General features: G+C 69.2%; 14 protein-coding genes, 3 rRNA genes and 2 riboswitches. Of the genes, 14 read left to right on the forward strand and 3 right to left on the reverse strand.

Annotated elements, in window-relative coordinates; all coding sequences use genetic code 11:
- Positions 1-24: 24 nt before the first annotated feature.
- Complete coding sequence (locus tag BS72_RS29675) at positions 25-1,179, forward strand: hypothetical protein (protein WP_232792568.1); 1,155 nt, start codon at positions 25-27, stop codon at positions 1,177-1,179.
- Between the two features lie 414 nt (positions 1,180-1,593).
- Here the strand turns inward: BS72_RS29675 and ptsP are convergent, their stop codons facing one another.
- Positions 1,594-3,264 (reverse strand): phosphoenolpyruvate--protein phosphotransferase, encoded by a 1,671-nt coding sequence (ptsP, locus tag BS72_RS29680; RefSeq protein ID WP_037914938.1) that lies wholly within the window; start codon positions 3,262-3,264, stop codon positions 1,594-1,596.
- A 5-nt stretch (positions 3,265-3,269) separates the two neighbouring features.
- A complete protein-coding gene (locus BS72_RS29685; RefSeq protein ID WP_037914940.1) occupies positions 3,270-3,719 on the reverse strand; it encodes a PTS sugar transporter subunit IIA in 450 nt (149 codons plus the stop codon).
- 648 nt (positions 3,720-4,367) lie between these two features.
- Between BS72_RS29685 and BS72_RS29690 the strand changes: the two genes are divergently transcribed.
- From BS72_RS29690 to BS72_RS29750, 13 genes are all read left to right on the forward strand, one after another.
- Positions 4,368-5,892 (forward strand): 16S ribosomal RNA (locus BS72_RS29690).
- A gap of 255 nt (positions 5,893-6,147) precedes the next feature.
- Positions 6,148-9,272: ribosomal RNA gene (locus BS72_RS29695) — 23S ribosomal RNA — on the forward strand.
- 77 nt (positions 9,273-9,349) lie between these two features.
- A 5S ribosomal RNA gene (gene rrf / locus BS72_RS29700) occupies positions 9,350-9,466 on the forward strand.
- The 16S, 23S and 5S rRNA genes sit together here, the layout of an rRNA operon.
- 120 nt (positions 9,467-9,586) lie before the next feature.
- Entirely contained in the window at positions 9,587-10,195 is a 609-nt protein-coding gene (locus BS72_RS29705) for a CDP-alcohol phosphatidyltransferase family protein (protein ID WP_037914942.1), read from the forward strand.
- Between the two features lie 22 nt (positions 10,196-10,217).
- Complete coding sequence (locus BS72_RS29710) at positions 10,218-12,713, forward strand: mannose-1-phosphate guanyltransferase (RefSeq protein ID WP_037914943.1); 2,496 nt, start codon at positions 10,218-10,220, stop codon at positions 12,711-12,713.
- Positions 12,714-12,826: 113 nt separating this feature from the next.
- Entirely contained in the window at positions 12,827-13,738 is a 912-nt protein-coding gene (locus BS72_RS29715) for a DUF881 domain-containing protein (RefSeq protein WP_078901736.1), read from the forward strand.
- Entirely contained in the window at positions 13,735-14,067 is a 333-nt protein-coding gene (locus tag BS72_RS29720) for a small basic family protein (protein WP_037914947.1), read from the forward strand. Before BS72_RS29715 ends, BS72_RS29720 begins: the two co-directional genes overlap by 4 nt.
- A 7-nt stretch (positions 14,068-14,074) precedes the next feature.
- Positions 14,075-14,935, forward strand: a complete 861-nt coding sequence (locus tag BS72_RS29725) for a DUF881 domain-containing protein (RefSeq protein ID WP_078901737.1) — start codon at positions 14,075-14,077, stop codon at positions 14,933-14,935.
- A gap of 193 nt (positions 14,936-15,128) precedes the next feature.
- The gene (locus tag BS72_RS39670; RefSeq protein ID WP_198545981.1) at positions 15,129-15,830 is read left to right on the forward strand and encodes an FHA domain-containing protein; all 702 of its coding nucleotides are present in this window, start codon (positions 15,129-15,131) and stop codon (positions 15,828-15,830) included.
- 77 nt (positions 15,831-15,907) lie between these two features.
- A complete protein-coding gene (gene ftsR, locus BS72_RS29735) occupies positions 15,908-16,651 on the forward strand; it encodes a transcriptional regulator FtsR (protein ID WP_037914952.1) in 744 nt (247 codons plus the stop codon).
- A gap of 175 nt (positions 16,652-16,826) precedes the next feature.
- Positions 16,827-17,300, forward strand: coding sequence for a bifunctional nuclease family protein (locus BS72_RS29740; RefSeq protein WP_037914953.1), 474 nt, complete (start codon positions 16,827-16,829; stop codon positions 17,298-17,300).
- A gap of 338 nt (positions 17,301-17,638) precedes the next feature.
- The gene (locus tag BS72_RS29745; RefSeq protein WP_037914954.1) at positions 17,639-18,241 is read left to right on the forward strand and encodes a MerR family transcriptional regulator; all 603 of its coding nucleotides are present in this window, start codon (positions 17,639-17,641) and stop codon (positions 18,239-18,241) included.
- Positions 18,242-18,376: 135 nt separating this feature from the next.
- Positions 18,377-19,795, forward strand: coding sequence for a DNA polymerase IV (locus BS72_RS29750; RefSeq protein ID WP_037914955.1), 1,419 nt, complete (start codon positions 18,377-18,379; stop codon positions 19,793-19,795).
- A gap of 106 nt (positions 19,796-19,901) precedes the next feature.
- Here BS72_RS29750 and BS72_RS29755 read toward each other — a convergent pair whose 3' ends face one another.
- Positions 19,902-20,270 carry a PRC-barrel domain-containing protein gene (locus BS72_RS29755; RefSeq protein WP_037914956.1) on the reverse strand — a complete coding sequence of 123 codons (369 nt, stop codon included), beginning with the start codon at positions 20,268-20,270 and terminating at the stop codon, positions 19,902-19,904.
- A gap of 238 nt (positions 20,271-20,508) precedes the next feature.
- A riboswitch (glycine riboswitch) is annotated at positions 20,509-20,617 on the forward strand.
- 1 nt (position 20,618) lies between these two features.
- A riboswitch (glycine riboswitch) is annotated at positions 20,619-20,735 on the forward strand.

The following is a 20,735-nucleotide window of genomic DNA, read 5'->3' on the forward strand; positions in this document are numbered from 1 at the left end:
CGCCGAGACTCCCAGGGGGAGACCATGTCCCGACCCGCACGACGCCCCGACGGTCCCGCCGACGGCCCTGCCCGCCGTACCGCCGGTGCCCGCCCCGCCTCCTACGCCCCTTCCGGCGCGGCCCCCGCTGCCGCCTCCCGCACGGGCGGTCCCGAAGCGGGAGCCGCGGATGGTCCCGCGACGGCCGGCGGCAGCCGTCGCGGAGGAGGCCGCCGAAGCCGCCGCCCGGCCGCCGAGCCCACCGCCAGGCGGGGTCGGGACGCCCGTAGGAGCGGACCACCGGGCCGCGCCCGCGAGCGGTACCGCCGAGCGCTGCGCCGCGAGGCCGCCACCATCGTCGGCGTCCTGCTGGACCCGGCCGACCTCGCCGCCATGACCCGCTACCGGTCCTTCCCCTTCCCCGACCACCGCACCTACCTGCGCCACCTCGACGGCATGCTGCGCGGCCTGCACAGGACCGGCGTCCCCATCGCCCTGACCCCCTTCGACCCCGAGGCGTACGACGACTACTGCCGCGACACCCGGCAGCCGCCGGACACCCCCGCCACCCGCAGCCGCTACGTCGCCGAGGCGGCCGGCACCGGCGCCCTCCTGCCCTACAGCCGCCGGCCCCTGACCGCCCTGCGCGCCGACCTCGCCCAGGAAGCCGAACGGCGTTCCACCTGGCAGCGCGCGACCGACCTCCTCGTCGCGGCCGGCACCTGCGCCGAGTGCGGCCAGGACCTCGCCCACTGCGCCTTCGACCACGCCACCGAGTCCCTGCTGCGCGTCCTGCGGGCCCTGGGCGAGGGCCCGCACCACCTCGTGTGCAGCGTTCCCGACGGCACCGCGCCTCCGCTCACCGCCGCCGTCCACGTCACCGCGGAAGCGGGGGAGTGGCCGCGGATCGCCGACTCCGACACGCTCGCGCTGTGCACGCTGATGGCCGTCTGCGCGGTCACCGACGCCCGCGGCGGACTCGTCGCGCGCACCTTCCACCCCGGCGGGCAGCCGCCGACGGCCACGGTGCGCGGCTGGGCACTGCACGGCGCGGAACCGGTCCCCCTCACCGAGGCCGAGGTCTTCGACGCCTACTGCACCGACCCGGAAACCGGAGACCCCGTCCCGCCCGAAGCCGGAATCCGCTACGCCCCGGGCCTACCCCTGCCACCAGCACCACCGGCAGGAGGCCCGGCCTGAAGCGGCGGCGCGAGGCGGCTTCGCGCGGCCGACCGGCGAGCCTGCGGGTCCGGCTCGCCGCGGCCGGGCTCGCGGAGGCCCGACCGGGCCAGGCCGGCGGATACGAACCAGGGGAACCGCGCCTGGAACCGGCCAGGCGGCTCCGTGCGGCCTGCTCTGGGCCCGGGCTCGCGGAGGCCGGGAGCCGCCGGCCGCCACAGGACGGGGAACGGACCGGCACCCGTGGCGGCCGAGGGGACCCGGGCCGGGCCGAAGTGCCGTGACGGCGCGCCGACCGGACGGACCAGCGCCCACCGGCACTGCCCGGCGGCGACGAAGCAGCACAGCACCGACGGGTACCGGCCGATACCGAGCGATACCGACCGGTTCCGGCCGGCACCGCCCTGAGGAGGCGGCGCCGGGCCGGTTGATTACCTACTCCCCGGACAGCACCGCGTGCGCGGCCCGCCGCGCCCCCTCCGCCGAGTCCTCCGCGCGGGCGGCGGCCGCCGCCCGCGCGCACTGCGCCACCGTGTACTTCGCCAGCGAAGCCCGTACGTACGGGATCGAGGACGCCCCCATCGACAGGCTCGTCACCCCCAACCCCACCAACACGCACGCCAGCAGCGGATCGGAGGCCGCCTCACCGCACACCCCGCAGCTCTTGGCCTCGGCCCGCGCCGCGTCCGCCGCCGCAGCCACCAGGTCCAGCAGTGCCGGCTGCCACGGGTCCTGGTAGCGCGCCACCGCGCCCACCTGCCGGTCGGCCGCGAAGGTGTACTGCGCCAGGTCGTTCGTGCCCAGCGAGACGAACTCCACCTCGCGCAGTACCGCCCGGGCCCGCAGCGCCGCCGCGGGCACCTCCACCATCGCCCCGACCGTGGCGGTCAGCCCGGCCGCACGGCAGGCGTCCGCGAACGCCCGGGCGTCCTGCCGGTCGGCCACCATCGGCGCCATCACCTCAAGGTGCACCGGCAGCCCCCGGACCGCCTCCGCCAGCGCCTCCAGCTGGGTCCGCAGCACGTCCGGGTGGTCCAGCAGGGTCCGCAGCCCGCGCACGCCCAGTGCCGGGTTCGGCTCCTCCGCCGGGGTCAGGAACGCCAGCGGCTTGTCCGCACCCGCGTCCAGCACCCGTACGACCACGCGGCCCTCGGGGAACGCCTCCAGCACCTCCCGGTAGGCCGCCACCTGCCGCTCCCGCGACGGCGCCCGCACCGCGTCGTCCAGGAAGAGGAACTCCGTGCGGAAGAGGCCGACCCCCTCGGCCCCCGCCTCCACCGCGGCCGGTACGTCCGCAGGCCCGCCGATGTTCGCCAGCAGTGGCACCCGGTGCCCGTCCGAGGTGACCCCGGGCCCCGAGGACGCGGCCAGCGCGGCCTTGCGCTCCGCCACCGCGGCCGCCAACTCCTCCCGCCGCTCCGGCGACGGCTCCACGAACACCTCGCCGGTGCTGCCGTCCACGGCCACGACAGTGCCTTCGGCCAGCTCCACAGCGCCCGGCAGCGCCACCACGGCAGGCACCCCGAGCGCCCTGGCGAGGATCGCGCTGTGGCTGGTCGGCCCGCCCTCCTCGGTGACGAAACCCAGCACCAGGGACGGATCGAGCAGCGCCGTGTCGGCCGGGGCCAGGTCCCGCGCGATCAGCACGTACGGCTCGTCGCTGTCGGGCACCCCCGGCATCGGGACGCCCAGCAGCCGGGCCACGATCCGGTTGCGCACGTCGTCGAGGTCGGCCACCCGCCCGGCCAGGTACTCACCCGCGCCCGCGAGCAGCGCCCGGTAGGAGGCGAAGGCGTCGTAGGCCGCCCGCTCCGCGGTGCTCCCCACCGCGATCCGCCGTTCGACGTCCGCGCGCAGCTCCGGGTCCTGGGCCATCAGCGCCTGGGCCTCCAGTACCGCCTGCGCCTCACCACCCGCCAGGTGCCCGCGCGCGGTCAGGTCGGCCGCGACCGCCTCCAGCGCCTGCCGGGCCCGCGCCTGCTCGCGCTCCGCGTCCTCGGCTCTGATCTGCTTGGCCGGCGGCTCCAGCACCGCCGTCCCCATGTGCCGCACCTCGCCGATCGCCACACCGTGGCTGACCCCGACGCCCCGAAGCGTTGTCTCCATGGCAGCTACTTCCAGTTGAAGAGGGTGTCCCCGGCCGCGACCTCGACCCCGGTCGTCAGCCCGTCGAGTGACTCGACGCTAGTCTCCAACGCGATGACCGGGCAGACCGGCGACTTTCCCGAAGCCTCCACAGCTCTGGGGTCCCAGTGGACCAGTCCCTGGCCCCGTGCCACCGTGTCGCCCTTGGCCGCGAGCAGCGCGAACCCCTGCCCGTTGAGCTGCACCGTGTCGATTCCGAGGTGCACCAGCACCCCGTGTCCCTCCTGATCGACCACCACGAACGCGTGCGGGTGGAGGGAGACCAGGACGCCGTCGACCGGTGCCACGGCGACGGCCGGCTGCCGCGGCGGGTCGACAGCGGCGCCGGGCCCCACCATCGCCCCGGCGAACACCGGATCGGGTACCGCGTCGAGCGCGATGACCCGACCGGCCATAGGTGACGAGACGACGGTCATGGGAACCCTCCTCAAGGGCCGCAAGGGCTGAGACCGGACGCCATCACACTCAGTGACCGGACGGCGGGCCGTCACAGCAGCCTAAGTCATGCCAAGTGCGGATTCCGCCCCAGCGCGCGGCGTCCGCCCCCGGCCCCGGTTTGCTCCTCGCGGACACCGTCCAGTACCGTGGCACACCCACCCCGGACGAGATGTACGGAAGATTGTTCTCTCGAAAAGGGCTGGTGAATCCGACTCGAAAGATCCTGGTAGGGTCGGAGACGCAAAAAGAGCAGTAAGAAAGCAAAGCCTCGCTGACCGGGGGTCGGACACTGAAAAGCGTCTGATAGAGTCGGAAACGCAGAACGAAAGAAAAACCCCGCCGACGGGGATCGGACGCTGGAAAGCGTCTGATAGTGTCGGAGACACGAAGGGAAAGCCCGGAGGGCAGCCGGAGACGGTGACCGAAGGAAGCGTCCGTTCCTTGAGAACTCAACAGCGTGCCAAAAGTCAACGCCAGATATGTTGATACCCCGTCTCTCGGAGATCATCTCTGAGGACGAGGTTCCTTTGAAGAAAAACACACAGCGAGGACGCTGTGCACGGTCCGGCTTATTCCGTTGGACTGTGCCGCTCTTTCGCGGGTGTTGCCAGGATTACCTGGAAGCATTCACGGAGAGTTTGATCCTGGCTCAGGACGAACGCTGGCGGCGTGCTTAACACATGCAAGTCGAACGGTGAAGCCCTTCGGGGTGGATCAGTGGCGAACGGGTGAGTAACACGTGGGCAATCTGCCCTGCACTCTGGGACAAGCCCTGGAAACGGGGTCTAATACCGGATACGACCTGTCCTCGCATGGGGACGGGTGGAAAGCTCCGGCGGTGCAGGATGAGCCCGCGGCCTATCAGCTTGTTGGTGGGGTGATGGCCTACCAAGGCGACGACGGGTAGCCGGCCTGAGAGGGCGACCGGCCACACTGGGACTGAGACACGGCCCAGACTCCTACGGGAGGCAGCAGTGGGGAATATTGCACAATGGGCGAAAGCCTGATGCAGCGACGCCGCGTGAGGGATGACGGCCTTCGGGTTGTAAACCTCTTTCAGCAGGGAAGAAGCGCAAGTGACGGTACCTGCAGAAGAAGCACCGGCTAACTACGTGCCAGCAGCCGCGGTAATACGTAGGGTGCGAGCGTTGTCCGGAATTATTGGGCGTAAAGAGCTCGTAGGCGGTTTGTCACGTCGGATGTGAAAGCCCGGGGCTTAACTCCGGGTCTGCATTCGATACGGGCAGGCTAGAGTTCGGTAGGGGAGATCGGAATTCCTGGTGTAGCGGTGAAATGCGCAGATATCAGGAGGAACACCGGTGGCGAAGGCGGATCTCTGGGCCGATACTGACGCTGAGGAGCGAAAGCGTGGGGAGCGAACAGGATTAGATACCCTGGTAGTCCACGCCGTAAACGTTGGGAACTAGGTGTGGGCGACATTCCACGTCGTCCGTGCCGCAGCTAACGCATTAAGTTCCCCGCCTGGGGAGTACGGCCGCAAGGCTAAAACTCAAAGGAATTGACGGGGGCCCGCACAAGCGGCGGAGCATGTGGCTTAATTCGACGCAACGCGAAGAACCTTACCAAGGCTTGACATACACCAGAAAGCTCTGGAGACAGAGCCCCCCTTGTGGTTGGTGTACAGGTGGTGCATGGCTGTCGTCAGCTCGTGTCGTGAGATGTTGGGTTAAGTCCCGCAACGAGCGCAACCCTTGTCCTGTGTTGCCAGCAGGCCCTTGTGGTGCTGGGGACTCACAGGAGACCGCCGGGGTCAACTCGGAGGAAGGTGGGGACGACGTCAAGTCATCATGCCCCTTATGTCTTGGGCTGCACACGTGCTACAATGGCCGGTACAATGAGCTGCGATACCGTGAGGTGGAGCGAATCTCAAAAAGCCGGTCTCAGTTCGGATTGGGGTCTGCAACTCGACCCCATGAAGTCGGAGTCGCTAGTAATCGCAGATCAGCATTGCTGCGGTGAATACGTTCCCGGGCCTTGTACACACCGCCCGTCACGTCACGAAAGTCGGTAACACCCGAAGCCGGCGGCCTAACCCCTTGTGGGAGGGAGTCGTCGAAGGTGGGACTGGCGATTGGGACGAAGTCGTAACAAGGTAGCCGTACCGGAAGGTGCGGCTGGATCACCTCCTTTCTAAGGAGCACTTCCTACCATCGCAAGGTGGTCAGGGGGCCAGTTCATCGGCGAGTGTCCGGTGCTGGTTGCTCATGGGTGGAACGTTGACTATTCGGCACTGCCTCGGGATGGGGTTTCGTCAGTACTGCTTCGGCGTGGAAAGCGAGGGTTCATCGTGGGTGGTGTCGGGCACGCTGTTGGGTCCTGAGGGAATGGTTTCGTTCCCTTGAGTGCTGGTTGTTTGAGAACTGCATAGTGGACGCGAGCATCTGTGGCCAATTTATTAAGGGCGCACGGTGGATGCCTTGGCACCAGGAACCGATGAAGGACGTGGGAGGCCACGATAGGCCCCGGGGAGCTGTCAACCAAGCTTTGATCCGGGGGTGTCCGAATGGGGAAACCCGGCAGTCGTCATGGGCTGTCACCCGCTGCTGAACTCATAGGCAGTGTGGAGGGAACGCGGGGAAGTGAAACATCTCAGTACCCGCAGGAAGAGAAAACAACCGTGATTCCGGGAGTAGTGGCGAGCGAAACCGGATGAGGCCAAACCGTTGGCGTGTGATACCCGGCAGGGGTTGCGTCAGCGGGGTTGTGGGAGTTTCCTTGATCGGTCTGCCGGCCGGTCGGAGAGTCAGAAACCGTATGTGTAGGCGAAGGGCATGCGAAAGGCCCGGCGTAGAGGGTAAGACCCCCGTAGCTGAAATGTGTACGGCTCTCTTGGAGATCACCCAAGTAGCACAGGGCCCGAGAAATCCTGTGTGAATCTGGCGGGACCACCCGTTAAGCCTAAATATTCCCTGGTGACCGATAGCGGATAGTACCGTGAGGGAATGGTGAAAAGTACCGCGGGAGCGGAGTGAAATAGTACCTGAAACCGTGTGCCTACAAGCCGTGGGAGCGTCGCAGTGTGTGCTTGCATGCACTGTCGTGACTGCGTGCCTTTTGAAGAATGAGCCTGCGAGTTTGCGGTGTGTTGCGAGGTTAACCCGTGTGGGGGAGCCGTAGCGAAAGCGAGTCCGAATAGGGCGTTTCAGTAGCACGCTCAAGACCCGAAGCGGAGTGATCTAGCCATGGGCAGGTTGAAGCGCGGGTAAGACCGTGTGGAGGACCGAACCCACCAGGGTTGAAAACCTGGGGGATGACCTGTGGTTAGGGGTGAAAGGCCAATCAAACTCCGTGATAGCTGGTTCTCCCCGAAATGCATTTAGGTGCAGCGTCGTGTGTTTCTTGCCGGAGGTAGAGCACTGGATAGGCGATGGGCCCTACCGGGTTACTGACCTTAGCCAAACTCCGAATGCCGGTAAGTGAGAGCGCGGCAGTGAGACTGTGGGGGATAAGCTCCATGGTCGAGAGGGAAACAGCCCAGAGCATCGACTAAGGCCCCTAAGCGTATGCTAAGTGGGAAAGGATGTGGAGTCGCAGAGACAACCAGGAGGTTGGCTTAGAAGCAGCCACCCTTGAAAGAGTGCGTAATAGCTCACTGGTCTAGTGATTCTGCGCCGACAATGTAGCGGGGCTCAAGTATACCGCCGAAGTCGTGTCATTGCAGCATTACCCCCAACGGGGGCTGTGATGGGTAGGGGAGCGTCGTGTGCCGGGTGAAGCCGCACTGGAAGGTAGTGGTGGACGGTTCACGAGTGAGAATGCAGGCATGAGTAGCGATTCAAACGTGGGAAACGTTTGCGCCGATTGACTAAGGGTTCCTGGGTCAAGCTGATCTGCCCAGGGTAAGTCGGGACCTAAGGCGAGGCCGACAGGCGTAGTCGATGGACAACCGGTTGATATTCCGGTACCCGCTATGAAGCGCCCAGTATCGAATCCTCTGATGCTAAGGCCGTGAAGCCGCCCTTGATCTCTTCGGAGTGATGGGGAGTGGTGGAGCCGCTGATCCGAGGGGGTAGTAGGTAAGTGATGGGGTGACGCAGGAAGGTAGTCCAGCCCGGGCGGTGGTTGTCCCGGGGTAAGGGTGTAGCCCGGACGGTAGGTAAATCCGTCGTCCATGCAGGGTGAGACCTGATGCCGAGCCGATTGTGGTGAAGTGGATGATCCTATGCTGTCGAGAAAAGCCTCTAGCGAGTTTCATGGCGGCCCGTACCCTAAACCGACTCAGGTGGTCAGGTAGAGAATACCGAGGCGTTCGGGTGAACTATGGTTAAGGAACTCGGCAAAATGCCCCCGTAACTTCGGGAGAAGGGGGGCCATTCCTGGTGATGGGCCTTGCGCTCTGAGCTGGGGGTGGCCGCAGAGACCAGCGAGAAGCGACTGTTTACTAAAAACACAGGTCCGTGCGAAGCCGTAAGGCGATGTATACGGACTGACGCCTGCCCGGTGCTGGAACGTTAAGGGGACCGGTTAGTCACATTTCGGTGTGGCGAAGCTGAGAACTTAAGCGCCAGTAAACGGCGGTGGTAACTATAACCATCCTAAGGTAGCGAAATTCCTTGTCGGGTAAGTTCCGACCTGCACGAATGGCGTAACGACTTCTCGACTGTCTCAACCATAGGCCCGGTGAAATTGCACTACGAGTAAAGATGCTCGTTTCGCGCAGCAGGACGGAAAGACCCCGGGACCTTTACTATAGCTTGATATTGGTGTTCGGTTCGGCTTGTGTAGGATAGGTGGGAGACTGTGAGACCATGGCGCCAGCCGTGGTGGAGTCGCTGTTGAAATACCACTCTGGTCGTGCTGGATGTCTAACCTCGGTCCGTGATCCGGATCAGGGACAGTGTCTGGTGGGTAGTTTAACTGGGGCGGTTGCCTCCTAAAGGGTAACGGAGGCGCCCAAAGGTTCCCTCAGCCTGGTTGGCAATCAGGTGGTGAGTGTAAGTGCACAAGGGAGCTTGACTGTGAGACTGACGGGTCGAGCAGGTACGAAAGTAGGGACTAGTGATCCGGCGGTGGCTTGTGGAAGCGCCGTCGCTCAACGGATAAAAGGTACCCCGGGGATAACAGGCTGATCTTCCCCAAGAGTCCATATCGACGGGATGGTTTGGCACCTCGATGTCGGCTCGTCGCATCCTGGGGCTGGAGTCGGTCCCAAGGGTTGGGCTGTTCGCCCATTAAAGCGGTACGCGAGCTGGGTTTAGAACGTCGTGAGACAGTTCGGTCCCTATCCGCTGCGCGCGTTGGAGTCTTGAGAAGGGCTGTCCCTAGTACGAGAGGACCGGGACGGACGGACCTCTGGTGTGCCAGTTGTTCTGCCAAGGGCATGGCTGGTTGGCTACGTTCGGGAGGGATAACCGCTGAAAGCATCTAAGCGGGAAGCCTGCTTCGAGATGAGGACTCCCACCCCCTTGAGGGGGTAAGGCTCCCAGTAGACGACTGGGTTGATAGGCCGGATGTGGAAGCACCGTGAGGTGTGGAGCTGACCGGTACTAATAGGCCGAGGGATTGTCCATGTATGCTCGCGTCCACTGTGCGGTTCTGAAACAACCAGCCGCCTCCGATCCTGTCGGGGGTGTGTGTTTCATGGTGTTTCGGTGGTCATAGCGAGAGGGAAACGCCCGGTTACATTCCGAACCCGGAAGCTAAGCCTTTCAGCGCCGATGGTACTGCAGGGGGGACCCTGTGGGAGAGTAGGACGCCGCCGAACAATTTTTGAGCCCCGGCCCCGGATCACTGATCCGGGGCCGGGGCTTTTTCTTTTACGGGCCTGAGGTAGAGTCGGCCCGCAACGTCCGCATATGGAGTGACAACAGCAGGAGGGACCCCGGTGGAGGTCCAGGAGACACGGATCCAGACGGATCGTGTCCTGACGATCCCGAACATCCTGAGTATGGCCCGCCTCGTGGGCGTCCCGGTGTTCCTGTGGCTGATCCTCTGGCCCGAGTTCGGTGGTCCGAAGGTCGACGGATGGGCTCTGCTGCTGCTCGCGTTCAGCGGTGTCAGCGACTACCTGGACGGCAAGCTTGCCCGCCGATGGAACCAGGTCAGCGCACTCGGCCGCATCCTCGACCCCGCCGCGGACCGGCTGTACGTCCTGTCCACCCTGGTGGGCCTGACGTGGCGCGACATCCTCCCGCTGTGGCTGACCGTACTGCTGCTGGCCCGCGAGGCCATGATGGCGGTGATGCTGCTGATTCTGCGGAGGCACCGCTACGGCCCACCCCAGGTGAACTTCATCGGGAAAGCGGCTACCTTCAACCTCATGTACGCGTTTCCGCTGCTGCTGCTGAGCGACGGGAGCGGCTGGATCGCGACGCTGGCGGCAGTTTTCGGCTGGGCGTTCGCAGGTTGGGGTACGACCCTGTACTGGTGGGCAGGAATCCTCTATGTGGTGCAGGTCCGCCGGCTTGTGAAGGCGGACGCCACGTCTGGCTGAGTCACGAGGAGGACGTTCCAACATGAAGGCGGTAGTCATGGCCGGCGGCGAGGGCACACGCCTTCGCCCGATGACATCGAGCATGCCGAAGCCTCTGTTGCCGGTGGTGAATCGCCCCATCATGCAGCACGTGCTGAATCTCCTCAAGCGGCACGGACTGACGGAGACAGTGGTCACCGTCCAGTTCCTGGCCTCCCTGGTGAAGAATTACTTCGGGGACGGCGAGGAATTGGGTATGGAGTTGACCTATGCCCATGAGGAGAAACCGCTCGGCACCGCGGGAAGCGTCAAGAACGCCGAGGAGGCGCTGAAGGACGACGCTTTCCTGGTGATCTCGGGCGACGCGCTCACCGATTTCGATCTGACCGACCTGATCGCGTTCCACAAGTCGAAGGGCGCGCTCGTCACCGTATGCCTGACCCGGGTGCCGAACCCGCTGGAGTTCGGTATCACCATCATCGACGACGAGGGACGCGTCGAGCGTTTCCTGGAGAAGCCGACCTGGGGCCAGGTCTTCTCCGACACCGTCAACACCGGAATCTACGTGATGGAACCCGAGGTCTTCGACTACGTCGAGGCCGATGTCTCCGTCGACTGGTCCGGCGATGTCTTCCCGCAGCTGTTGAAGGAGGGCAAGCCCGTCTACGGCTATGTCGCCGAGGGCTACTGGGAGGATGTCGGCACCCACGAGAGTTATGTGAAGGCCCAGGCGGACGTCCTGGAGGGCAAGGTCGACGTCGACATCGACGGCTTCGAGATCTCGCCCGGCGTGTGGGTGGCCGAAGGCGCCGAGGTCCACCCCGACGCGAACCTGCGCGGCCCGCTCTACATCGGCGACTACGCCAAGGTCGAGGCCGGCGCCGAAATCCGCGAGCACAGCGTGATCGGCTCCAACGTCGTGGTGAAGACCGGCGCTTTCCTGCACAAGGCGGTGATCGCCGACAACGTCTACATCGGGCCGCAGACCAATCTGCGCGGCTGCGTGATCGGGCGCAACACCGACGTGATGCGGGCGGCCCGGATCGACGAGGGGGCGGTGATCGGTGACGAGTGCCTGATCGGCGAGGAGTCGATCATCGCCGGCACGGTCCGCGTCTACCCGTTCAAGACCGTCGAGGCGGGCGCGTTCGTCAACACCTCCGTCATCTGGGAGTCGCGCGGGCAGGCGAACCTGTTCGGCGCGCGCGGCGTCTCCGGCATCCTCAACGTCGAGATCACCCCCGAGCTGGCGGTGCGGCTGGCCGGGGCGTACGCGACCACGCTGAAGAAGGGCGCCACCGTCACCACCGCGCGCGACCACTCCCGCGGCGCGCGGGCGCTGAAACGTGCCGTCATCTCCGCGCTCCAGGCCAGCGCCATCGAGGTGCGGGACCTGGAGAACGTCCCGATGCCGGTGGCACGGCAGCAGACCGCCCGCGGCAGCGCCGGGGGCATCATGATCCGCACCAGCCCCGGTCGTCCGGACTCGCTGGACATCATGTTCTTCGACGAGCGCGGCGCCGACCTCTCCGCGGCCGGCCAGCGCAAGCTGGACCGGGTCTTCGCCCGCCAGGAGTACCGCCGGGCCTTCCCCGGCGAGATCGGCGACCTCAACTTCCCGGCCACCGTCTTCGACTCCTACACCGGCGCCCTGCTGCGCGCCGTCGACACCTCCGGTATCGCCGACTCCGGCCTGAAGGTCGTGGTGGACGCGGCGAACGGCAGCTCCGGCCTGGTGCTGCCCAGCCTGCTCGGCCGGCTCGGTGTGGACTCGCTGACCATCAACCCCGGCCTGGACGAGGCCCGGCCCACCGAGACCGAGCAGAGCCGGCGGGCCGGCCTGGTGCGGCTGGGCGAGATAGTCGCCTCGGCCCGGGCGGCGTTCGGCGTGCGCTTCGACCCCGTCGGCGAGCGGATGTCGCTGGTGGACGAGCGCGGCCGGATCGTCGAGGACGACCGCGCGCTGCTGGTGCTGCTCGATCTCGTGGCGGCCGAGCGCCGCAGCGGGCGGGTGGCCCTGCCGGTCACCACCACCCGCATCGCCGAGCAGGTGGCCGCGTACCACGGCACGCAGGTCACCTGGACGACCACCTCTCCCGACTCGCTGACCAAGGTGGGCCGCGAGGAGGGCACCATCTTCGGCGGCGACGGGCGCGGCGGGTTCATCGTGCCCGAGTTCAGCAGCGTCTTCGACGGCACCGCCGCCTTCGTGCGGCTGATCGGCCTCGTCGCCCGCACCCAGCTGACCCTCAGCCAGATCGACGCCCGCATCCCCAAGGCGCACGTCCTGAAGCGGGACGTGCCCACCCCGTGGGCGATCAAGGGCTCCGTGATGCGGCGGGTGGTCGAGGAGGCCGGCGACCGTTCCGTGGACACCACCGACGGTGTCCGCGTGGTCGAGTCCGACGGGCGCTGGGTGATGGTGCTGCCCGACCCGGCCGAGGCGGTCACCCACCTGTGGGCCGAGGGCCCTGACGACGCCTCCGCGCAGGCCCTTCTGGAGGAGTGGTCGTCGGTGGTGGAGAGCGCCGGCCACTGACCCTCCGCGTCCCGGACGGCGGCCGCCCTCTTCGAACGGCCCCGGCTGAACGGCCCCGGGCGAACGGCTCGCCGTCCGGGGCCCGTTCGGAGAAGCGGCGGCGACATGCGACGATGTCCGGCATGCCGCAAGCGCGACCCGAACGGAGCAGCCCCCGCCGCGGGGCGGCTCCGCCGCGTCCGGACGCCTCCATGTCGCTGCTCACCGCGATCACGGAGCACAGCCTGGACGACGGCTACGCGGAGGCGGCCGCCCGCCGCGGAGCGGTCGGCGCGTCGCGGCTGCCCGAGGCGCTCAGCGGGCGGCTGGGGCCGGCCCTGGGGCTGGCCGCTCTCGTCGTCACGCTGGGAGCCGCGCAGGCGCACGTCTCCGCGCCGGCCGTCGCCGAGCAGCGGCAGCGGCTGGTCGACCGCGTCCGGTCCGAGACGGCCTCCGACGACACGCTGCGGAAGCAGGTCGACTCCCTGCGGGCCGCTGTCTCGGCCGAGCAGGCCGCCGCGCTCGAACGGCACGGCGACGACGACCTGCCCGTGGAGCTCGCGGCGGCCGCGGTCCCCGTGCACGGCCCCGGGGTGCGGCTCGTCCTCGACGACGCGGCGGACGCGTCCCAGGGCGGCGCCGGCGGCCCGCGGCAGAGCGACGGGTTCTCCGACACCGGACGGGTCCGGGACCGCGACATGCAGCAGGTGGTCAACGCGCTGTGGGCGTCCGGGGCAGAGGCCGTCGCCCTCAACGGGCAGCGGCTGACGGCCCTTTCGGCGATCAGGGACGCCGGACAGGCCATACTGGTCGACAACAGGCCCCTGGTGCCGCCGTACACCGTGCTGGCGATCGGGGACGGGAAGCGGCTGAGCGCGGCGTTCCAGCGCAGTGCGGGCGGCGCGTACCTGCGCGCCCTGCGGCGCGACTACGGGATCCGCGCGGGCACCGGCGTGCGGCCGGACCTGCGCCTGCCGGCCGCGCCGAGCCTGGTGCTGCGGTACGCGCGGCCGGAGGCCGCCGAGAACGGGAAGGTTGCGCAGTGATCGCCGTACTGGGCCTCTTCGCCGGGGTCGCCGTCGGCCTCGTCGTACGCCCCGTGGTGCCCCCGGGGTTCGAGCCGTACCTGCCGATCGCCGTGGTCGCCGCGCTCGACGCCGTGTTCGGCGGTGTGCGGGCCATGCTGGACGGCATCTTCGACGACAGGGTCTTCGTCGTCTCCTTCCTGTCCAACGTGGTGGTGGCGGCGCTGATCGTGTTCCTCGGCGACAAGCTCGGGGTGGGCTCCCAACTGTCCACCGGTGTGGTCGTCGTGCTGGGTATCCGCATCTTCTCCAACGCCGCGGCCATCCGCCGGCACGTCTTCCGGGCGTGATCCGCCGATGAGCCACCCGTACGAGGAACCCCCGGAGGTGCGGCCCGGGCAGCGGACCGAGGGCCCGCCGCGGGAGCCCTCCGCGACCGCCGGGGAGGGCTCCCGCACCGGCCCGGCGGCGCCGCCCGCGGGAGACGGCGCGGCCCAGCTGACCGGTGGTCAGCGACTGGTGGCCGGGTTGTGGCCGCCGCGCCTGAGCCGGGCCCAAGTGACCGCTGCGGGCCTGCTGTTCGTCCTCGGGCTGGGGCTCGCCGTCCAGGTGCGGACCACCAGTGAGAGCGGCGACGCCCTGCGCGGCGCCCGTCAGGACGACTTGGTGCGCATCCTGACCGAACTGGACAACAGGGACCAGCGGTTGCAGGACGAGAAGCACGGCCTGGAGAGCCAGCGCGCCGATCTGGAGAGCAGTTCCGACCGCGCGGCCGAAGCCCTGAGGCAGACACGGCAGAAGGCGCGGGAACTGGGCGTGCTGGCTGGTACGGTCGCGGCTCAGGGACCCGGGATCACCGTGACGATCACCGATCCGCACGGCGGCGTCGAGGCCGACTCGCTGCTCGACACCGTGCAGGAGCTGCGGGCGGCCGGCGCCGAGGCGATCCAGATCGACGGCGTCCGCGTCGTCGCCGGCACCTGCTTCACCGACGGCTCCGGCGGGGTCCTCGTCGACGGCCGCGAGGCCGTCCGGCCCTACGTGCTGAAGGTGATCGGCAACCCGCCGGACCTGGAGCCGGCTTTGAACATCCCCGGAGGGGTCGTGCAGTCACTGGAGAAGGAGCAGGTCGGCGTGGACGTGGTCCGGTCGCAGAAGATCGTCGTGGACGCCTTGCGGTCGGAGAAGCAGCCTGACTACGCTCGGTCATCGCGGTGAGCCGAGGGGTCGGTTCACCGGTGTGGTGCCAAGTGGTGGAAACTGTGAGTAGCGAGAGTTCGTCCTGCCCCACGGGCGGGTCTGCTTCTTTCAAGGGGAATCGCCCGTGAAGTTGTTTGGGAAGTTGTTCGGCAAGTCTGCGCGCCAGTCGGGTGACCCGGCCACGGCCCGCCACCGTGCGCCGCGAGGCGTGATGGAGGAGCAGGGAGGACAGGCCGCGTCCGGCGAGGGCCGGCCGCTGTTCCGGAACGATCCGCCGGCCGGCGGACACTCCGGCGCGCCCGGCGTGGCGCCTGTTGACCCCGCTTCGGCCCCGCGCATAGGTTTCGGGGAGCCATCGGCCTCTAAGGGTGGAGGGTACGGGGTGCTGGTCTGCGGAAGGTGCGGTCACAGCAACGTGGAAGCGAGCCGCTTCTGCAACAACTGCGGCGCGCCGCTGCGCGGCGGTGTGCCCGAGCGGTCCTCGGAGACCACGTCCACGATCTCCATCTCCGGCATCGAGGCGTACGAGGCGGAGGCCACCGGCCAGACGCCGATCCCGTCGCTCTCCCCGGAGGCCCAGGCCGCGGTGGAGGCGCTGCCGACGGGTTCGGCCCTGCTGGTGGTGCGGCGCGGCCCCAACTCCGGCAGCCGCTTCCTGCTCGACGACGAGGTGACCACGGCGGGCCGGCACCCGCAGAGCGACATCTTCCTCGACGACGTGACGGTCTCCCGGCGGCACGTGGAGTTCCGCCGCGGTGTCGACGGGCGCTTCGAGGTCTCCGACGTCGGCAGCCTCAACGGCACCTACGTCAACCGGGAGCGGATCGACTCGGTGCAGCTGGCCAACGGCGACGAGGTGCAGATCGGCAAGTACCGGCTGGTCTTCTACGCGAGCCAGCAGCAGCTGTTCTGAGCCGCTGTCCGCTCGCGGCCTCCAGCCGCTTCTGATCCCCCGGACGGTGGTCCGGGGGATCTCCAGGGAAGGTGGGTATGCCCAGGACGCGGAGCGGCGGGGGAGCCGGCGCCGGCGTCTCGTCGCGGGCCGGCGGCGAGCTGATGAGCATCGGCGCGGTGCTGGCCCGGTTGCGGGAGGAGTTCCCGGAGGTCAGCGTCTCCAAGATCCGCTTCCTGGAGACCGAGGGCCTGGTCGAGCCGCAGCGCACCCCCTCGGGGTACCGGAAGTTCTCCGCCTCCGACGTGGAGCGGCTGGCGTACGTGCTGCGGGTGCAGCGCGACCACTACCTGCCGCTGCGGGTCATCAGGGAGCAGCTCGACGCTCTCGACCGGGGCGACCCGGTGCCGCTGCCCGCCCAGGCGGAGCCCAGGGACCCCCTGGAGGGCGTTCTGGAGCCCGCGGCGCCCTCGCCGGTACGGGTGGGCCGGGAGGAGCTGCTGGCGGCCACAGGGGCGGACGGGGGCGCTCTGGCGGAGTGGGAGTCCTACGGGCTGGTCGAGGCCGGCCCTGACGGCGGGTACGCGGCGGAGGCGGTCGCCATCGCCCGGCTGATCGTCGACCTGGGCCGGTTCGGCCTGGAGCCGCGCCACCTGCGGGCGGTCAAGGCGGCGGCCGACCGGGAGGCCGGGCTGGTCGAGCAGGTCGTGGCGCCGCTGCGCCTGCACCGCAACCCGCAGACCCGTACCCGGGCCGAGGCCACCGCGCGCGAGCTGGCGGTGCTGTCGGTGCGGCTGCACGCGGCGATGGTGCAGTCGGCGCTCCGGGTTCGGCTGGGCTAGCGGCCGCAGGAGCAGTCCGGCCGGCGGGGTCGCAGGTCAGGGCCGGGTCCCGGCGGGCAGGCCGCTGCCGCGGCCCGGCGCGCGGCGGCGGGACACGGTCCGGGTGGCACCGGGTGGCGGCACCCGTACCGTGCCCGACTACCCAAACCCGGCGGGCACGGCCTAGGGTTGCTGTGTGAACGAGCTCGACGTTGTGGGTGTCCGGGTCGAAATGCCCTCCAACCAGCCGATCGTGCTCCTGCGGGAAGTAGGAGGCGACCGGTACCTGCCCATCTGGATCGGGCCGGGCGAGGCGACGGCCATCGCATTCGCGCAGCAGGGCATGACGCCTGCGCGACCGCTGACTCATGACCTCTTCAAGGACGTGCTCGAAGCGGTGGGACAGACGCTGACGGAGGTGCGTATCACGGACCTGAGGGAAGGCGTGTTCTACGCGGAGCTGGTGTTCGCCAGCGGGGTCGAGGTCAGTGCCCGGCCCTCCGACGCGATAGCCCTCGCCCTGCGGACCGGGACGCCGATCTACGGCAGCGACGGCGTGCTCGACGGCGCGGGCATCGCGATCCCGGACGAGCAGGAGGACGAGGTCGAGAAGTTCCGCGAGTTCCTCGACCAGATCTCGCCCGAGGACTTCGGCACCAGCAACCAGTAGACGGTGCGGACCGCCACCGGGTCCCGGCCCGTGCCGATCGGGTGGCCGGTGCGCCCTGCGCGGGCGCGCTCCGGTGCGCGGCCCGCGACGGGCCCCGGGCTGGGCGCGGCGGACGCCCGGGGGCCGGAGAAACCCGAATGGGGCAAAGTTGCAGGCCGAAAGCCATTCGGGGTGCACTTCCCGTTTCCGGGTTACTCGAAACCACCCCTGGGGTGTATTTCACTCGGCGTGCCGAGCGTGGCGATCGTTGACGCACGTGTGACGACTCCCTACCGTCGGAGGGGAAAGTCCGCTGGCACGTGCACGCGGCCGGCGGATGGGAAGGGACGGAGGGCGGCGTGAGAAGCACTGGCGACGGTCTGACGACCGGAGGCCCGTATTCCGCCCGGGGGGCACTGGCCCGAGCCGCGGTCGAGGGGAGCGGCGGTGCCGTTCCCGAGCAGCCGCCGGAGCGGGTCGGCTACCGGGGGCCGGCGGCCTGCGCCGCCACCGGCATCACCTACCGGCAACTGGACTACTGGGCGCGGACCGGACTGGTCGAACCGAGCGTCCGGCCCGCCTACGGCTCGGGGACGCAGCGGCTGTACAGCTTCGCCGACGTGGTGGTGCTCAAGATCGTCAAGCGGCTGCTCGACACCGGGGTGTCGCTGCAGAACATCCGCACCGCCGTCCAGCACCTGCGCTCGGTCGGGCCGGCCGAGCTGCCGCGGATGACGCTGATGAGCGACGGCGCCACCGTCTACGAGTGCACCTCGCCCGACGAGGTCGTGGAACTCCTCCAGGGCGGCCAGGGCATCTTCGGGATCGCCGTCGGCGTGGTGTGGCGGGACGTGCAGAGCGCCCTGTCCCAGATGCACGGCGAGCGGGTCGACACCGGAGAGACGCTGATCGGCCACAACCCCGCCGACGAGCTCGCCCGGCGGCGCAACCGGGCCGTGTGAGCCCCGTTCCAGGACGCTGATCCGCCCCGGTGGACCGCTCCGGCGGACCTCTCCGGGGCGGTCCGCGGCGCCGCACGACCCGCCGCACCGTACAGGTGTACGGCCGATGTCGGTGGGGTGCGGGACGATCGGGGTGTGAGAAGTGCGCCGACGATCCTGCATCTGGACATGGACGCGTTCTTCGCCTCGGTGGAGCAGGCGTCCAAGCCCAGCCTGCGCGGCAAGCCGGTCGTCGTCGGCGGCCTCGGCCCCCGGGGCGTGGTGTCGACCGCGTCCTACGAGGCACGCGTGCACGGCGTCCATTCCGCCATGGCCACCGCCCACGCCCGTCGGCTGGCGCCGAACGCCGCCTACCTCTACCCGCGCTTCGGCATCTACCGGCGCGTCAGCGGCATCGTCATGGCCCTGCTCGGCGCGGCGTCGCCGCTGGTGGAGCCGCTGAGCGTCGACGAGGCGTTCGTCGACCTGGAGGCGGCGCCAGGAGCCGCGGAGGACCCCAGGAGCGTCGCCCGGCGGCTGCGGGCCGAGATCCGGGCCGCCACCGGCCTGACCGCCTCCGTGGGGCTGGCCGGCTCCAAGCTGCTGGCCAAGATCGCCTCGGAGAAGGCCAAGCCGGACGGCCTGGTCGTCGTGGAGCCCGGCAGCGAGCAGGCGCTGCTCGACCCGATGCCGGTGCGCACCCTGCCCGGGGTCGGCCCGGCCACCGCCGAGCACCTGCGCCGGGCGGGCATCCTCACCGTCGGCGAGATCACCCAGGCGGGGGAGCCCGAGCTGGTGCGGCTGCTGGGCAAGGCGCACGGCGGCGGGCTGTTCGCGATGGCGGCCGGGGTGGACAACCGGCCGGTGGTCGCCGAGCGCGACGCGAAGTCCGTCTCCGTCGAGGACACCTACGACAGCGACCTCACCGACCGCGCCCACGTCCGCTACGAGATCGACCGGCTCGCCGAGCGCTGCGTCCAGCGGCTGCGCGGCGCCGGCCGGTCCGGCCGCACGGTGGTGGTGAAGGTGCGCCGGTACGACTTCTCCACCCTCACCCGCTCCGAGACGCTGCGCGCCCCCACGGACGACGCGTCGGTGGTGCGGGAGACCGCGCGGCGGCTGGCGGAGTCGGTGGACACCACCGGCGGGGTGCGGCTGCTGGGTGTCGGTGTGGCAGGGCTGGCCGACTTCACCCAGGAGGACCTCTTCGCGCAGAGCGACGCCCGGGCGGCGGGCGGCGCCGGCGCGGGTGGGTCCGTCGTCGACCTGCCCGCGAGCCCCCCGCCGCAGCCCGAGCGGTCGGCCCGCTGGCTCCCCGGCCAGGACGTCACCCACACGGAGTACGGGCCGGGGTGGGTGCAGGGCAGCGGTGTCGGACGGGTCACCGTCCGCTTCGAGGTACCGAGCGACACCCGGCCCGGACGGGTCCGCACCTTCCCCGCCGACGATCCCGGGCTGGAGCACAGCGAGCCGCTGCCCCTGGCCGCCGAGCCGGCGGCGACCGCGGACCCGGCCGCGGCGGCGGGGCCGGCGGCGGAGCCGGGTCCGGGCACGGGTCCGGGTCCGGCGCGGTAGCGCCCGTCCGGGCGGGTCCGCGCGGTGTCCCGGTCGCTGCGGGGCGGCCGGCGGATTCGGGTGGGGAGACGGGGTGGGGAGACAGGGGCCAGGGGGAGAGGGCGGGTCAGTCGCCGCCCGCCAGCTCGCCGAAGTCCCTGGCCGCCGGATCGGGGCCCGAGCGCGGCACGTCCATCCCGTAGTGGTGGTAGAGCTGGAGCTCCTGCTCCGGCGAGAGGTGGCGGCCGACACCGAAGTCGGGCGCGTCCTTGATGAGTGCCTTGCGGAACGGCACCCGCAGCTGCCCGTCGACCAGCTCGCTGGGCCCCAGCGGCACGAAGGCGTCGCGGGTGAACAGGCCGGTGCGCACCGCAGCCCACTCCGGCGAGCCGGTGGCGTCGTCGAGGTACACCTCGTCCACCGTGCCGATCCTCGCCCCGTCGCTGTCGAGGGCCCGGCGTCCTATCAGGCTGCGCGGATCGATGTCGGTCTGCACGACTCCTCCAACCCACGGGTGACAGCTGCTGACTCCACCCAAAGCCACATCCCGGGCCCTGTCGAGTCGGGGCCGAGCCGGCACCGATCAGGGACCGCCCCGCCGTCCCGCCGCCCGTTCGCCGCGCGGGCGTCCCCGGCCGGCGTCCGACCAGCGCCTCCACCAGGCCTGACGTCGTCCGCGGCGCCCGGCCGCCACAGCCTCGCCGGCCGGGCGCTGATAGGCTGGACGCGGCCGCATAGCCCGTGCGGGAGAGTCCTCACCAGCCCCGACGGTCGGGCGGGGTGGGGCGCCGAAGGAGCAACTCCTCCCCGGAATCTCTCAGGCATCCGTACCGCGCGGGTGAGGTCACTCTGGAAAGCAGGACAGCCCGGAAGCGAAGCGGCCGCCGGGTGTGTCCTCACCGACGGGGAAAGCCGCCCGGCAGCGGGGGGTGAAGCTCTCAGGTTCTCTGACAGAGGGGGA

Source organism: Actinacidiphila yeochonensis CN732 (genome assembly GCF_000745345.1).
Lineage (GTDB): Bacteria > Actinomycetota > Actinomycetes > Streptomycetales > Streptomycetaceae > Actinacidiphila > Actinacidiphila yeochonensis.